This is a genomic window from Microcoleus sp. B4-C2, from assembly GCF_036705265.1.
Taxonomy (GTDB): Bacteria; Cyanobacteriota; Cyanobacteriia; order Cyanobacteriales; family Microcoleaceae; genus Microcoleus.
Genome location: NZ_JAUBUB010000029.1, coordinates 32,854 through 49,754, shown reverse-complemented (window position 1 = coordinate 49,754; position 16,901 = coordinate 32,854). Strand labels below are relative to the sequence as shown.

The following is a 16,901-nucleotide window of genomic DNA, read 5'->3' as shown; positions in this document are numbered from 1 at the left end:
TTCCCCCGCAGTTGAAACTCAAAATCCGACTGTTTCGGAAATTCCTAATTCCGAGACGACTTCGGCTGAGACAGAAACCGAAAATTCCCCCGCCGTTGAAGAGAAAAATCCGACTGTTTCGGAAATTCCTAATTCCGAGACGACTTCGGCTGAGACAGAAACCGAAAATTCCCCCGCAGTAGAAGAGAAAAATCCGACTGTTTCGGAAATTCCCAATTCCGAGACGACTTCGGCTGAAACAGAAATCGAAAATTCCCCCGCAGTAGAAGACAAACAGCCGACTGTTTCCGAAATCCCCAATTCCCAGACTAATTCGACTGAAACAACAACCGAAAATTCCCCAGCGACAGAAACTCAAAACCCGACTGTTTCCGAAATTCCCAATTTCCCAACAAATCCTGTTGAGACAGAAATCGACTTCATCACAGGTGACAAAATCGAAACACCCGTCTTTTTCCAACCCGACAAACCAGAAATACCCGCAATACCCGCAGAATCTACAGACATTCTAACTGGGGAAAGTGAAAACATCTCCCCAACTCTTATCGATACCCCCGAAATTGCCAGCGAAACTGCTGAAAATTTCCCGCTAATTTCTCCGGAAGAAATTTCCCAACTGTGGGAAAGCCTCAACAGCATATTCGCCCAACAATTCCCTCTCATTCCCGAAACAGAATCCAGCCAAAATCATCAACCATCCGCATCAGAATATATAGTTACCGACGCCCAAACTATTATTCCCGAAATTGCCGTCACTGAAAATCATCACTCGCAACAATCGGAAAATATCACCGCCGACAGCGACAATCAGCCACCAACCACCATCGATGAATATGTAAACCCCGACTTCGACTCCGAAAACATCACAATTACTCCCGAAATACCATCCGAGGAAAACAATCAGCCAGACAATTCACTTCATATCATCGCCGACTCCGAAATCGCAACTGCAACTGACAGCGACTCCGAAACAACCATCAACGAATACACAATCACCGACACAGAAACCCAACCAGAAATAACCCCCAACCTCCCCCAACAAAACCAACCATTAATCGGAATCATCGACACCGGCTTTGTCGCCAACAATCCCAACATCGACTACAGCCAAATCATCCTCGGAAAAGACTTAATCGAGGGCGACAACAATCCCCTACTCCAACCAAATCAAGAAAACCAACACGGCGACGCAATTTTAGACATTATTAACGACTCCAGCAATCAAAGCGACACCAAAAAATCGACTCCGATTTGGTTAGGACGAGCAACTGGCAGCGGCAACTGGCATCAATCCCTGATAGAATTTGTAGACGCAGCCATTGCCTCAAAACAACCCAACGCCGTCGTCAACCTCAGCTTCGACTTAACCCAAATCAATCCCGACGGCACACAAACCACACGCTACCAACTCACACCAGAAGAAAAATCAGCACTTAAATACGCTCAGGACAACAACATCCTGATTGTAGCAGCGGCCGGTAATGAAGGAACTCTCATCTCTGCCCTCGGACAAGCCTCAACAGAATTCGACAACATCATCACCGTCGGCGCATCCGACAACAACCGCAGCGCCTATTCCAGCTACGGATTCGGCTTAGATATCCTAGCACCAACAAACACTCAAAAAACCGCAGAACAGTCAACAACCGAAACAAAACAAGGCACATCAATAGCAGCAGCCTTCGTCACAAACACCATCTCCCAAATGTGGGCAGCCAACCCATCACTGAACCGCCAACAAATCAAAAACATCCTCCTAAAAACAGCCAGCGACATCGACGTACCAGGATCGGACGAAAGAACAGGATACGGAATCTTAAATCCCCAATTAGCAATTGCTACCGCCACAGAAACAATCCCCGCAATACCAGTATTAGCAGCCACCAAACAATTGACAAAATCGCTGATTGATGCCGATGCAAATGTCAGTAACTCTCCGAATAGTACAGCCAAACCCTCAGAAAGACCGACCGCAACCAACGCCCCAGGCACACCAAAAACTACCAGCACCTCAACCGGAGACTACAACTCTGGCACCAGCTCCTATACCACAGAATTAGCGCCATATACAACTACCTCTACCAGTAGTTCCAACGGCACAACCACCACAAACACTCAAACTAATAGCAACTTCTCAAACACCGAATCAAGCTGGGATCAAAACGCCGTCAACACCAACAGCAAGAGCAACTCTTTTAACGAATACACCAGCGATTCCAGCACAAATGCTGCTACCTACACCAGCAAAAACTTTTCCCAAAACTCAGTCGAAAACACAAATCAATCGCAGCAAAACTACAGCCGAGTTAAATACGAAGGCACTCGCAACGACCAAAGCTCATATCTTCAAAAATCCCGCTCTTCTAGCAATTATACCAGTCCCGAACAAACTACAAACACCACTGCCGACAGTTACCGAAACAGTTTTTCCCAATCAGAAAGTCAATACGGAACCGACTATGCAATGAATAACGGCAACCGCCAAGACGATTGGGGTTCAAAATCAACTTCAAACACTCACTATACTAGCAGCACCGGAAGTTCTCTCAACAACAGTTCAACTCAAATTCAAGGCAAAGCCGATTGGACGAATAGCAGCAATGGTAATAGTTCCATCAACACTCACAGCGGGGAAGAAAGCCAAGTAAATCGCTCGAACTATGAGAGTAGCAGTAGCAGCGGTTTTTACAAAAATGGCAACAGCATCGACAACTATTCAGTAATCAATTCAACTTGGGACAACACTACAACTGACGGCAAAACAGTCGGCAGCAACAGCCGCGATACTTATTCAGAAGCCAATAGTAATTATCACAGCAGTTACGATGACGGCCCGTCAAAAAATACCAGCAATCAATCCACTTACACCGTCAATCAATCTCAAGAAACCAACAGCAGCAACGGCCCCTTATACTGGCACAACAACCGCAATAACAATTATTCTGTAAGTCAAGGGAATGACACGCAAAGTTACAAAAACGGGCCGTCAACTAGCAGCCACAATCGGGATACTTATTCTCTCAGCAAGTCGAACTCTTCCAGCAGCAACAGTGAGGGCCAAGTCAGTTCTAATTCCGAACTTGAAAATTATTCAGAAAATAATGCTCAGTGGGAGAGCGAGTATAAGGCTGATACTTATACTACTCAAAGCAACAGCGATGAATCGACAATAACCGCTAGCAAAAGTAACAGCAGCACCTCGGGCAGTAATTCCACCTCATCTAACAGTAGCGACACCTCCCGTACTTGGAATTCACAGACAGTCACAACTTATAAAGATGGCCAAAGAACAGAAAATGGCAGTTCGAGTTACGAGAAATGGTCGAGTGAAAGCAGTTACGATAGTAACGGCGTAGCTAGTTCGGTGTCCAAGTATTCTAGCTGGAGTTCAAGTTACAGCAAGTATTATTTTAAGGGAGGTTACAGTTGGACGGAAACTGTGAGCGGTTACGATTCGGAATCGGTGACGAAAGAGGGTGTTTCGACGAGTAATGGCAGCAGTTGGAGTTGGACTCGCAGCGGGACTGAGTATGATGATGGCAGGAATAGTTGGAGTGAAAGTTGGTCGAAGTCTAGTTGGGAAGATGGCGAGTATTTGCCGGGTGAATATGAGGTGACGGGGGGGTCATTTGACCCAGAAGGAACTGGGACGCAGACGAATAATTTGCCTGAATTTGGGGAGGCGCCGCGGTTGAATAAGGCGCCGAAACAACAGGTGCCGGTGGATTTTCAGAAGCCTCCCAAGCCTAGTGATGATATTTGGCGGCTACCGAGTGTTATTCTGATTAAAGAGCCTGAGTTTAAAAAGGTTTTTGGTAGTAGTGGTTCTGATTCCCCTTCAGGTGAGAGTGGGAATGATTATTTAGCTAATAATCCGTCTGGTGGTTCTGGTGCTCCTGGTGGAAAATTACCTGAAAACAAACGTTCTGCACTGGCAGAAGTTATTCAACAATTGTTGAATTTTTTTAGACCTCTTGGGATGTTTGTTGCTGGCGCAGTATATCAGTATCTACGTAATATCGGAGATTCAACTAAATGGTTATTCCAGGTCTTCAACCCTTACTGGGATGGACAGGAACAAGATGTGGAACGAGGGCTTAAAGGGCTTCCCGACTACAATTATTTTTGGTGGGGACAACGGTTAGGAGATGGGGCAGCAATTGTCACAGGAATTTTGGAAATCATAGCAGGCGGTGGTGCTGCCGCTGGAGGTGGATTTTTATGTATAGCAGGATTCACTTGCATCGGAGGTGCTCCGGCCATAGTAGCAGGTGCAGCTTTGGGACTACACGGAACAACTACGTTGGCCGCTGGTGTAAGAAATATAGTTCAGGAACTTGGAGTATTATATTCTCAAGGAACAGGCGGTACAGGGAGTCAACTTTACCAAAAGATGACAACACCTCAATTGGAGAAAGCCCGAAACTCCTATCAAGACCTAATCCAAGAACACGAGAAAAAGCTCAATGACTACATAGCAAATCCCGATGCTTATGATAACGATGGCAGGCTTAAAAACGCACCAAATCCACAAATAAGGCAACAAATTATACAGGGGCGTATTAATGCACTTCAAAAACAAATCAAGAAGCAAAGAGATGAGTTAATCAAAATAGAACAAGAACTTAATCGCAGATAGAGAGGATAAATCGATGAATGTGACGGTTGGTGAACTACGGATATTGTTTGATAAACTCATGAATAAAATGGAACAAGAGGGCATTCTATCATTAGATATTAATGATATAGATTACTATTGGATAGTTTCGTCTGATGAATGGACAAACTTTGAAACTGATGTTAGTCTAGATGTAGGTTCACTGATAGATGATTGGAAAAGCCTGCAAAAAGTTATATCCGAAGAACATATCCCCACATATGTTGATTTCGATCGCCTCGCCTCAATATTAAGAGCTGTAGCGGAGACGATTGTCCCACTAAAAGAGGGATAATATGACAAGCTCAAATAATCGACGTGGCGGGCGATTAGTTTTGTTCGATCGAATGATTATCAATAGTTTTACACCCTCCGGGCGATCGCACACCGGGTACAATTTCCTTTGAGTCGATCAACTTTACAAGCTAGTTGTTTTGTGCGATCGAATGATTGTTGATAGTTTTACACCCCTCGGACGATCGCACATCGCCCGTACAATTTCCTCTGAGTCGATCGCCCCATCTGATTGAACAAACGGGCGTTCTCACTTTTGTACAGGCCTCCGGATCGATCGTGCAGGCGAGCGATCGGCTTGAAAAAGCTGTTGTACGTGCGATCGTATCCTCTGATTTTTGTGTCACATCCTTCAGGGGAAATCGGTACGCAGCCCTGTCTGGCCTGCGATCGACACGGCACTAATTCTTGGATGAACACGGATCTCCCCCCAATCTAGGATACAACGAGGCAAGAAAACCCGCCCTAGCTTGTAAACTAGGGATAACAGAATACGCAGGAAAGATTTATGCCGTCGGAAAACCAAGACTTGCTCAAAACTCAAACACCTAGTCCAAAGTTGCCGGTTCCCTCAGAAATTTTATTGAGCTTGGTCGCCTTACCCATGCTGGGCGGGCTGGTGGTGGCTAAAGCTGCTGCTGAGTTTGTTGCGTCGATCGGCGTTGAAAGCGAAGAAGTCTTTCGGGGTTCGCGCCTTCCCGTACTCAACTTTCCTCAATCACAGGATTAGAAAGCCCAAGGAAGGATGCTGCTGCTAGAAGTTAAATTTTTTGACCCCGCCCAAAAACGGATACCAGCCCGCGACTTCTGTCTTGGAGAGATAAAAATTTTCGACCCTAGTTCAACTTCCCAGATTCATCTTGGGAGTAAATCTAAAATCGTTCGACTTAGCGCGACTCGACGCTCGCGCTCGCCGAACGTCTCACGCCGATCGTCTAAAATCTAAAATCGCAAGTAAAGTGATATGAAAGCTTGACAATAAGTACAATCCGTGCTGTAAGAATTAATCTTTCCTTATACTTTGTACATAAGTGCCTTCTACTTTCTACGTTGCAAAAAGAGTCTCAAATTTGACTGCAAACAAAAGTGTTTTAGGCGAAACTAAACCATACAATTTTCTTGACACCCGCAGCTATTGAGGAACAGCCCGATGAGTTCAGTCCTCCAGTCTTCAGAACAGGCTATTGATGCAACATCTATTTCCCATTCTCCCGCTTACTCAAAATCAGACCTGTTTCTGCGAAATCGCCTCAAAGTTGTAGAGGACTTGTGGGAATCGGTGCTGCGACAGGAGTGCGGACAGGAATTGGTGGATTTGCTCCAACAAATGCGATCGGTCAATTCCGCCGAGGGACAAGCCACTCACTTTCGCGAGTCGAATGTCGTACAGCTAATCGAAAAGCTCGACCTCAACGCCGCCATCCGCGCCGCTAGGGCTTTTGCACTGTATTTCCAGTTGATCAACATTGTCGAACAGCACTACGAACAGCGAGACCAACAGCTAGCTTACGCTAGCAGCAACGATGCTGGTGGGCGGATGTTTTCTAAGCTGCCAGGACAAGCAACTGATGCCCCCGATCGCCCCCGCCACCGGGAAGGCCCAGTCCCCGCCCAAATGGCTCCTCGCGGTGCAGACAGCGGCGAGACGATCGCCCGAGATGCGGGAACTTTTCACCAACTGTTCCCGATGCTGCTGCGCTTGAACGTACCCAGCCAGCAAATCCAGCGCTTGATCGATCAGTTAGACATCCGCTTGGTATTTACAGCTCACCCGACGGAAATTGTTCGCCACACGATCCGCACCAAACAGCGACGAATGGCGAAGATTCTCCAACAGCTAGACCAAGTTGACGAGAAATTTCAGGTGATCGGAACCGACTCTCAAAGCCCCTACCCGGTGTCTTGCTGGGAAGCAGCCGCTCTCCAAGAGCAACTGATGGAAGAAATTCGCCTCTGGTGGCGCACTGACGAACTGCACCAGTTCAAGCCGACTGTACTTGACGAGGTGGAGTACACTCTCCACTACTTCGAGGAAGTTCTGTTTGATGCTATTCCCGAACTCTACCACCGCTTAAAGCAAGCTTTGCACGCTTCTTACCCTTATCTGAAACCGCCTAGTTACAATTTTTGCAAGTTCGGTTCTTGGGTGGGATCGGACAGGGACGGCAATCCTTCGGTGACTCCGAAAGTTACTTGGCAAACTGCTTGCTATCAGCGCCACTTGGTGCTAGAGAAGTACATCAGCGCGGTGAAACGGCTAAACGAACTTTTGAGTTTGTCGCTGCACTGGAGCGATGTGCTGCCGGAATTGCTGGAATCTCTCGATCGCGACAAATCGGAATTCCCGGAGGTTTACGAGCAGTGGGCAATCCGCTACCGCCAAGAACCTTATCGGTTGAAGCTGGCCTACGTGCTGCAGCGGCTGGAAAATACGCGCGATCGTAATTGGCGGCTCTACAAAGGAGACGAATTGCAGCGGGAACGCGAAGCTTTGTCGGAACATCCCGGAATGACCGGCCTTTATCGATCGGGGGCTGAGTTTTTAGCCGAACTCAAGCTCATCGAACACAATTTAGTGGAAACAGGTTTGAGCTGTCGGGACTTGGAAAATCTGCTCTGCCAAGTAGAAATTTACGGGTTTAATTTGGCTTACCTAGATATTCGCCAAGAGTCAACAGTACACTCGGACGCTTTAAGGGAAATTGCTGAATACTTGCAAATTTTGCCCAAGCCTTACAATCAAATGTCGGAATGCGATCGCATTATTTGGCTGGCAACGGAACTGCAAACTCGCCGCCCTTTAATTCCAGCAGAATTGCCCTTTTCTCCCAAAACTTGCGAGACGATCAATACCTTCCGAATATTGCGGCAAATGCAGCAGGAGTTTGGCTCGGAAATTTGCCAAACTTACGTCATCAGCATGAGCCACGATGTCAGCGATTTGCTGGCGGTTTTGCTGTTAGCAAAAGAAGCGGGACTTTACGATCCGGCAACAGGAATTAGCAACATTCAAGTAGTTCCCCTGTTTGAAACGGTGGAAGATTTGAAAAAAGCGCCGGAAGTAATGCAAAAAATCTTTGATCTGCCGCTTTATCGAGCTTTGCTAGCAGGAGGATACGCGCAGGAACTAGCGGTAAAAAACGCCGAAAATCTCAAATGCCCCATCGAAAATCTCAAATTGCAAGAGGTAATGCTGGGCTATTCGGACAGCAATAAAGATTCTGGTTTCCTCAGCAGCAATTGGGAAATCCACAAAGCTCAAAAGGCTTTGCAAATGGTTGCGGAAAAACACGGTGTGGAGTTGCGAATTTTTCACGGCAGAGGCGGTTCTGTAGGGCGCGGTGGTGGGCCTGCTTACAAGGCAATTTTGGCTCAGCCTGGAAAGAGTATTAACGGGCGAATTAAGATTACTGAACAAGGCGAGGTTTTGGCTTCTAAATATTCTTTGCCGGAGTTGGCGCTTTACAATTTGGAAACTGTGGCGGCGGCGGTAATTCAAGCGAGTTTGCTGCACACTGGTTTTGATGGCATCGACCCTTGGAATGAGATTATGGAGGAGTTGTCGGTGAAATCGCGATCGCACTACCGCAATTTAATCTACGAACAGCCGGATTTAGTTGATTTCTTCCACCAAGTTACCCCGATTCAAGAAATCAGCCAGTTGCAAATTAGTTCTCGCCCGGCCCGTCGCGGTGGCAAAAAAGACATCAGCGGTTTGCGAGCAATTCCGTGGGTGTTTAGCTGGACTCAAAGCCGCTTTTTGCTGCCTTCTTGGTACGGTGTCGGTACAGCTTTGCAAGAGTTTTTGCTGGAGGAACCGGAAGAACACATGAAACTTTTGCAGTATTTTTACTTGAAATGGCCGTTTTTTAGAATGGTAATTTCTAAGGTGGAAATGACTTTATCTAAGGTGGATTTGCAGATTGCAGAACACTACGTGCAGGAGTTAGCTTTGCCAGCGGACAGGGAGCGTTTTAAGGCTTTATTCGATCAAATTGCTGCCGAATTTCACTTGATTCGCGATTTGGTTTTAACGATTACCGGACACCAACGTTTGTTGGACGAAGATCCATCGCTGCAGCGATCGGTGCAGTTGCGAAATGCGACGATTGTGCCTTTGGGTTTGTTGCAGGTTTCGCTGCTGAAACGCTTGCGGCAGCATGGTAGTGGCGGGGTTCCGGGGGTGATTCACTCGCGTTACAGCAAGGGTGAATTGTTGCGGGGAGCTCTGCTGACGATTAATGGAATTGCTGCGGGGATGCGGAATACCGGCTAGGCAAATAGTTTTGAGTTGTGAATTAGTGGTAAGGTGCGCGATAGAGCACCTTGCTACTGTTAGTTTCAGAATTCGGGCGATCGCCCATTGTATAGCAATCCTCGCATCATTTGTGTAATTATTGTAGGGGCAAACCCCCCGTGGTTGCCCCCATGAGACCGGGGTAGGCACTCTTAACACTACCCCTACATCTTTTTACGACTCCTGCAAGGATTGCTATAGTCACAGCCATAGGAAACTGTTCGCTATGCTAGCTGAGATTTTTTTATGTCTAAACGGAAACAGTCTCAAGGTTGTCGCCCGATGCTGCGGCGCACTTTTTTATTTTTAACGGGCATAGCTTTGGCGCGGGTTGCGGCTGACTATTTTGCGATCGCCCAAAACCGAGATAGTTTCTTGACTCTCATGGGTCAACTGTGGCAAAAGTCACTCGCTTTTTTATCAAGTATACAATCAAATCAAACTCCTAAACCTCTCCCTAGCAATCCCATTGTAAAATCGGCAAAAACAAATCAACCTCTGCCGAGTAATCCTATTGTAAAATCGCCCGAAAATCCTCCTGCTGTGCAGCCGTCTCAACCTAAAATTATCAAAAAACGTTCTGCTAAGCAAGCAAAACCTGTAGAAGTCAGCAGCAAAAATGTAGCTGGCGCAAGTTTTTATCTCACAACTATTGACCTCGCCGACCCAGAAAATTATATCACAATAGGGTTAGCTAATAATGCCGATTTTGCTAATACTTCTAAAGTAACGCGGGGCGACGAACCTTTTGAAAATATGGTAGCGCGTTACCGGGCTGCTGTTGTTGCTAACGGGACTTTTTTTGGTAAAGATGAGCAGAAATCTGTGCTAGGGAATATGGTGGCGGCGGGTAAGTTTCTGAAATATAGCCGATGGGAAAATTACGGCACGACTTTGGGAATTAAAGCCGGAAATCAATTGGAAATGGTGACGGCTAGAATCGAAGGTAAGCCGGATTGGAGTCAACATTGGTTTTCTCTGACCAAGAATTTCAAAGGTGGTACCCGCCACGTGATTTATCCGTGGAATCAATTCTTTAATCGAAAATCGAAAATCCTCAAGAAAGAGCATTTATCTCGCGCAAGTCAATCTAAAATCTAAAATCTAAAATCTAAAATCGATTGACTTGCGGGCCGAGATTGGTTAAAGCGGGGAAAGTTTGGCTGTCTCCTTTGTCGGAAGGTTTTAAAGATGCTGGTGTTTTGGGCGTGGGTTCGAGAACGGCGATCGGCTTTCCGGCTTCGAGAGATAAGTTATTTTTGGTGACTTTTCTTGATAGTTTGTCTTTGGAAGCAGAAGCTAATGTTATGCGGGCGATGGCGTCCCGCCCCGCAAGCTACGGCTGTTTTGAAGCGATGAATTTGGACGGGGGCGCTTCGGTGGGTTTGGCTCATCAAGGGCAGATTTTATTACCGCCGGGACGGAATTTGACGAATGTGCTGGTGGTTTACGATAAAGAATATCCGGCGCCGGCTTATTTAAAGCAGTCTTGGGAACTCTTTCAAAAGGGATCTCGACCTTCCCCCATCCGTCCGTTTTTTTTGAGTGAATTCACAATTGATATAATATTAAGTAAGCTTTTGCAGGCACAGATTATGACAGCAACAAGAGAAAAAATCTGGACAGTCGAAGAATATCACCGCATGATTGAAGCTGGGATTCTCAATGAAGATGATAAGATTGAATTGCTAGATGGGAGAATTGTTGAAATGAGTCCCCAAACACCAATCCATGCTGCTACAACCCAACGCAGCGATCGATATCTACAACATTTGCTAAGAGATTTAGCAGCAATTCGCGTGCAGTTGCCAATTAGTTTATAACAAGAAGAAGCCAAAGAAAATGTGAAATGCTATTAGCTGTTTCACCAGAAAGCTATAATTGAGGAAATTATTTGTAATGTTAGAATTCTCTTTAGAAAATCTTTCCGAAAAAATACATTACGGAAAGACAAAAGATTATTTTCAAGAAGTTCTATCTTCGTACCACAATGGCAACTATCGTTCCGCAGTGGTAATGCTTTGGTCTGTCGCTGTTTGTGACATAGTTTATAAACTTGAATATCTTGTTGATTTATATGAAGATTCAGGCGCGAAATCAATTCTTGATGGCATTACAAAATCACAAAAGGATAATCCAAAATCACCCTCTTGGGAATTTGAACTGATTCAGCATACCCATGAAAATACAAATCTGTTGGATCACTCAGAATATGCAAATCTGGTATATCTTCAACAGCAACGCCATCTATCCGCTCACCCTATATTAGACTCAGATAGACAATTACATACACCTAACAAAGAAACGGTGAGGGCGCTGATTAGAAATACTCTGGAGGATTTGCTTATAAAGCCACCTTTCTACACGAAAAAAATAATTGAGGAACTTTTAGAGAATATTGCGGAAGCAGCGCCAGCACTTAATACTAGAGAAAAAGTAAAAAAATATGTAGAAAGTCGATATTTAAGTAGACTTAAACCTGAAGTTCAACTTTCTATTTATAGAAGTTTGTGGAAGTTTGTATTTAAGCTGGACAACGAAGATTGCACAAAAAACAGAGATATCAATTTGCAAACACTTGAGGTAATCGGAAATCGGAATGCCGAAACTATTCTCAACCTAATAAGAGGAGATCAAGACTATTATAGTAATGTTTCATTGATTCCGCTCATTTTGGATTATTTAGTATTTTATCTGTCAAAAAATCCTAAAATTTATGCTCTTCTTAATGTAGATGCGAAACTTAAAATACAGCATAATGTTGAAACTACTCAGACAAGCAAAATCTGTGGATGGTTTGTAAAGGAGAATTTACAGGTACACTATGAAGACATCTTATCTTTAATAGAAAACGATATTGACTTCTATTTTAGGAAGGGACAATTAAAATTTTTGCTTGAGACACCTGATACAGAAGAGTGGCAACATTTATTTTGTCGCATACTATCTAGTTATTACTGTGCTAGCAGAAGATTTGATGAGGCAGACTATCGATTTCAGGAAGCCATATCTCCTTACCTTGAATTCTTTGATAAAGAGGCAATAGTGTTTTTGATTGAGCGAATTGAACAAAATGATCAGGTGTATGGGCGTCGAAAAGCAAAAGAAGAACACAAAGAAATCAAGAAAAAGCTTTTTCAATTACACGGACAGGAATTCGACTTGAACCGTTACCCAAATTTCAAGAAAACTGTGATGGAAGATGAATGCTAAGTCAGCTAACTAATCAAAAAATCTCCTCATCCGCTTTCGCGGGATACACCCACGACTCAATGAGCCCGCATAACGCCCCTACTCAAGAGTTTGTGGGTAAGTCCTGTGTTCGCTACGGAGAGTTTTCCCATTCGGCGGTAAGCTTGCGGAAATTGTATTGAGACGCGCCGGGGTGACAAGTAACGCAACTGCTGATATTTGCGGGTTGTGACATTTTGACTTTGGGGTGCAAAGCTTTGAAATAGCGAGAACTGGCGACTCGGTAGGCGATTTCTTCGTCTTTGGCTTGGGGACGGGAAAAAGTTTGCAGGTAGTTCCAGACTAGCAGGCGAGGCGGGTCTACTAGCAGTTTGAGGGTTTGTCCGTAGTGTTGGGAATCTTGCAGCAATCTGCGCCAAGTTTCTGTAGGTAATACTTGCGGCGGTAAAGCGATGTGACAGGTGGCGCAGTTTTCTAGGTACAGTTGCTGTCCGAGTTGGTAGCGTTCGGGGATACGATCGACCGTACCAGTATCCTCGATCGAAGAAACCTGAGCAAGTCGCGCGGGAGTGCGAGAATAGGCAGTCTGAGCTGCAACCCATCCGCCGCAGGTACAGCAGATAATTATCAACACTAGCAAAGTTGAGTAAAGCCCCCGCAAGCCTACTCTGCGACGTTTGCGGGGTTTTTCCTGTTTCATAATTCTGAATTTATTTTTGGTTAAATTACTGGTATGCTCATGCCTTCGCGGGCTAAGCAGCTATTGGCGAACGCTGCCTGCACCTCTGCTTCTGTACGATCGAGAAAATTGTCGTCGTGACCCGGATCGTGGTGAAACATCACGATTTTTTTGACTCCAGCAGCTTTGGCTATTTCTACTCCTGCTTGCCAAGTCGAGTGTCCCCAGCCGACTTTTGGGGTTTTGAAGTCATAATACTCTTCGTTGGTGTAGTTGGCGTCGTAAATCAGCACGTCGGCGTTGCGAGCAAGGTGTAACACGTTGTCGTCCAGCCGATCGGGAAAATGTTCTGTATCGGTGCAGTAGACGGCTGTGTGTCCCTCCCAAGTGACTCGATATCCGATCGCGGTGTTGGGATGGTTCAGCAGTGCCGTTTCTATTTTCACATCGTCGAGTTCGATAATATCCCCAGGGGTCAAATCGTTGAATTTGAGGTCTGACTGCATCACCTGGATGGGGACGGGAAAATTGGGGTGCACCATTTGGTCGGCAAGACGGTGTTTGATTGTAGTGCCGTTGGGGGCGATCGCACCGTAAATGTGAAAACAGTTCCCTGGGATAAAGGCGGGAGTAAAGAACGGAAAGCCTTGAATGTGATCCCAGTGAGTGTGGCTGAAAAACATATGGGCTTCCACCGGCATTTGCCGCAGCAGATTGAGGCCCAGAACTCGCAGGCCCGTACCGCCGTCAAAAATCAGGCGTTTTTTGCCCAAGCGCATTTCTACACAGGAGGTGTTCCCTCCGTAGCGAAGTGTTTTGCTGCCGGGGGTGGCGATGCTGCCCCGCACGCCCCAAAACTGAACGACAAACTCGGTCAAAGGACTATTTTCCATAGTGGCTTGGCGATCGGAAGGCTGTGGATTGGGTAGAGAGGGTGCGGAATCTGGCATTTTTTTTAGTTTTGGGGGCTGGAACTTGGGAGTTGAAATCTTAGTTTTTACTTTTTAGTTTTTAGCAATCTGTACTATAATAAAGCCCTCGATCGGGAAACTATTCGAGTGCCTAATACTTGGGCTGTTAGAATTCTCAACCTTACCGATTCGTGTAGGAGATGTCACGCTTGAGAGATGATTTGTTGCATCATCCGGGCAGCCCGCCGTGTTCTGTGTTCTGAGATTAAGATAGCGCCGATCGCTCTAAGTGTTAGGGTAAAACTTCCTCAAACGTAGAACGCATTCCTCTGGGGTAGAATTTGCGCTTCATCTTACTCTAGGAGTAGTATTTTTTTCAAGATTGGGGGCGGGGCGCGGTTTTGAGGAATGCTGTTCCGGTGAGTCGGCATTCACGACTGATTTGACATTCTAGCTACCCGTTCCTCGACTGCATCCCTAGACGTGCAGCGATCGCCTTATGTTCGGCCCCCTGAGTTTTTAGTCGGGTTGCAGTCGAGGAGTGCGGGCTAGGGGCTTATTTGCGATCGGCTGCGATGCACTTTTCCACTAAGGGCATGACTTGATCGACATCTTGCCAACCCAGAATTTCCGTGACTTTTTTCTCCAAATTTTTGTAGGTTCTAAAAAATTCGGCTATTTCGTCCAAGCGGTGGGGGGCTACGTCTTTGAGGGACTTATAGTGAGCGTAGCGGGGGTCTTTGTCGGGAACGCACAAAAGTTTTTCGTCCCTGTCGCCTCCGTCGATCATTTCCAGCATTCCGATCGGACGGGCTGCGATTATGCACCCTGGAAATGTGGGCTCATCCATCATCACCATGCCGTCGAGGGGGTCGCCATCATCGGCTAAGGTATTGGGTATGAAGCCGTAGTCGCACGGATATTGGACTGAGGAAGAAAGCACCCGATCGAGAGCAAAGGCTTGCAAGTCTTTATCAAATTCGTACTTGTTTTTGCTACCGGCGGTAATTTCGATGAGGACGTTGAGCAGTCCTGGTTTCGGCTGTGCCGGAATTAGCGATAAGTCCACAACAATATCTCCAAGTTAACAGATGATTGGGATGAGTGCTACTTGCCAAATCCCTTTGATAGCATTTTACGGGCGATCGGGCTCGATGCTGCATGAGATTGACCGAAAGCGGACGAGTGTGTCGCCCGCGGGGAGAATACACTGGAGGGGCGAGACGCCCATCCCACACAAGAGAGAGTGGACGGGCGGGACGCCCATCCCACAATTTGAGAGGTACGGGCGGGACGCCCATCCCACAGGTTGAGGGCGCAAAGCTTTGTTTTGGCAAAGGAGATATTTTCAGAACCATTTATTCTGTTTACCGTCTGTCAAAATTATTTTAATTTTCAAACCCAACCACTGGCTCAGTTCTGTTGCTAACCACTTGATTTCTGATTCACTTAGTCCCTCCTTCTCTCCTAACTGATATTTGTGGTTGCCTGCTTGAACTATCATCTGATAGACTTTCCCTAATCTCACTTCCGAGTAGCTCTTCTGCATAAGTAATGATGCCGTTTTATATAACCCTGTAGCTATTGATAAAGCAAAAATCATAACTTTTACACCAATACCGCTGTTTCTATATTCACGTTGTTGAATTTTCAACTGGCCAATCTCCTTCCTGGGAGATGGCTTGGCATGATTCCATCTCAACCCCAGCAGATTGCTTGTCTGGGAGATTTGCTGCCGATCGATTCTGAGACGCCTTTCCCGAAATAGTGCAAATATCAACTTTAGTCCTGCCATACATAACAAACTTCCTGATATTATTATAAAAAATTGGGAATTTATCTTTAACGCATCGCTCAACATATCCCTTGCTATAAATGAGACAGGACTCGCAGATACCAGAGCCGAAAGCGTGGCAATTAAACCAAAACCGATGCCTTTGGGCGGAATTACAATTTCTATAAATTCCGATTTTTTTGTAAGTTTAATATCGCTGCCTTGTGGCTGCAGCACCACCATAGGATTTTTGTTGATCGGGCGGGGATTTTTAAGCCCTCGCCATGCTTCCCTAGCCGAAGATAACCGTTTGGAAAAACTTGGTTCTGTCATCCACTCCAGCCAATCTATTAAATTAGGATTGAGCTGCGGTACCCGATCGGCAAATTGAATTTTCAAATCCTGCTGCGACAGTTCGGTGGGATGCAAACCCGTTACCAAATAAATTAAAGTTGCACCTAAACCGTAGAGGTCAGAAGCCGGAACCGAGCGCCCGCCAAATTGTTCGGGTGCCATATACCCGTAAGTTCCCACTACTGTAATTGTGCCGCCAAATTTTGCAGCTTGGTTCTGCACCGAACCGAAATCAACTAAATAAACTTGTCCGACCGAGTTACCCGATCTGCTGTGCAGTAAAATATTACTGGGTTTAATGTCACGGTGAATAACAGGCGGATTTTGCTTGTGCAAGTAATTCAAAATTGCTAACAGCGATTTAGCTAATTGTTTCACCTCGCTTTCGCTAAAAGTACGCCCCGATCGCAAATGCTCTTGCAAAGTTTTTCCCTCTACATAAGTCTGTACCAGCGCAAAGCTTTTACTGTTTAGTTCGTCAATTTCCAGGTAGTCGAGGTAGCGCGGAATTGCTGGGTGAGAAAGTGCTTTTAAAGTTTCCGCTTCCCGTTCAAATAGCTTGAGGTCTTGCCATTCAAAATCGCTGCCGAGGAATAGCTGTTTGATAACAACTAATTCGTGAGTTTGTAAGTCACGAGCTAGCAGCGTTTGGCGACCAGTTTGTTTTCCTAGTTGCCGCTGCACTTCGTAGCGTTCTGCTAATATTTTGCTGGTCATATTTTTTTACATGAATTTGAGTGTGA

Annotated in this window: 12 protein-coding genes; 7 read left to right on the top strand and 5 right to left on the bottom strand. The window is 45.8% G+C overall.

Annotated elements, in window-relative coordinates; all coding sequences use genetic code 11:
- Both QUB20_RS11535 and QUB20_RS11530 read left to right on the top strand, forming a co-directional pair.
- Positions 1-4,639: S8 family serine peptidase (locus QUB20_RS11535; protein ID WP_333246197.1), on the top strand; the 4,639-nt coding region annotated here is incomplete at its 5' end.
- 13 nt (positions 4,640-4,652) lie between these two features.
- On the top strand, positions 4,653-4,952 hold the full coding sequence (locus QUB20_RS11530; protein WP_333209759.1) for a hypothetical protein: 300 nt from the start codon (positions 4,653-4,655) through the stop codon (positions 4,950-4,952).
- A gap of 167 nt (positions 4,953-5,119) precedes the next feature.
- Here QUB20_RS11530 and QUB20_RS11525 read toward each other — a convergent pair whose 3' ends face one another.
- Complete coding sequence (locus QUB20_RS11525) at positions 5,120-5,371, bottom strand: hypothetical protein (RefSeq protein ID WP_333246195.1); 252 nt, start codon at positions 5,369-5,371, stop codon at positions 5,120-5,122.
- A gap of 88 nt (positions 5,372-5,459) precedes the next feature.
- On the opposite strand from QUB20_RS11525, the gene QUB20_RS11520 reads away from it, so the two are divergent.
- From QUB20_RS11520 to QUB20_RS11500, 5 genes are all read left to right on the top strand, one after another.
- The gene (locus QUB20_RS11520) at positions 5,460-5,681 is read left to right on the top strand and encodes a hypothetical protein (RefSeq protein ID WP_333246193.1); all 222 of its coding nucleotides are present in this window, start codon (positions 5,460-5,462) and stop codon (positions 5,679-5,681) included.
- Between the two features lie 420 nt (positions 5,682-6,101).
- Complete coding sequence (ppc, locus tag QUB20_RS11515; protein ID WP_333246191.1) at positions 6,102-9,227, top strand: phosphoenolpyruvate carboxylase; 3,126 nt, start codon at positions 6,102-6,104, stop codon at positions 9,225-9,227.
- A 267-nt stretch (positions 9,228-9,494) separates the two neighbouring features.
- Positions 9,495-10,349 carry a hypothetical protein gene (locus QUB20_RS11510; protein ID WP_333246189.1) on the top strand — a complete coding sequence of 285 codons (855 nt, stop codon included), beginning with the start codon at positions 9,495-9,497 and terminating at the stop codon, positions 10,347-10,349.
- Positions 10,350-10,369: 20 nt separating this feature from the next.
- Positions 10,370-11,071 (top strand): phosphodiester glycosidase family protein, encoded by a 702-nt coding sequence (locus QUB20_RS11505; protein ID WP_333246187.1) that lies wholly within the window; start codon positions 10,370-10,372, stop codon positions 11,069-11,071.
- Between the two features lie 76 nt (positions 11,072-11,147).
- Positions 11,148-12,461: a hypothetical protein gene (locus QUB20_RS11500; protein WP_333246185.1), complete on the top strand. Its 1,314-nt coding sequence runs from the start codon at positions 11,148-11,150 to the stop codon at positions 12,459-12,461.
- Positions 12,462-12,573: 112 nt separating this feature from the next.
- On the opposite strand, the gene QUB20_RS11495 is transcribed toward QUB20_RS11500, so the two are convergent.
- The 4 genes from QUB20_RS11495 to QUB20_RS11480 form a co-directional block, all read right to left on the bottom strand.
- On the bottom strand, positions 12,574-13,140 hold the full coding sequence (locus tag QUB20_RS11495; RefSeq protein WP_333246183.1) for a diheme cytochrome C: 567 nt from the start codon (positions 13,138-13,140) through the stop codon (positions 12,574-12,576).
- A gap of 20 nt (positions 13,141-13,160) precedes the next feature.
- Positions 13,161-14,069: an MBL fold metallo-hydrolase gene (locus QUB20_RS11490; RefSeq protein WP_333053496.1), complete on the bottom strand. Its 909-nt coding sequence runs from the start codon at positions 14,067-14,069 to the stop codon at positions 13,161-13,163.
- Positions 14,070-14,586: 517 nt separating this feature from the next.
- Positions 14,587-15,099, bottom strand: a complete 513-nt coding sequence (locus tag QUB20_RS11485) for an inorganic diphosphatase (protein WP_006634582.1) — start codon at positions 15,097-15,099, stop codon at positions 14,587-14,589.
- Between the two features lie 279 nt (positions 15,100-15,378).
- Complete coding sequence (locus tag QUB20_RS11480; protein ID WP_333246181.1) at positions 15,379-16,875, bottom strand: serine/threonine-protein kinase; 1,497 nt, start codon at positions 16,873-16,875, stop codon at positions 15,379-15,381.
- Positions 16,876-16,901: the final 26 nt, after the last annotated feature.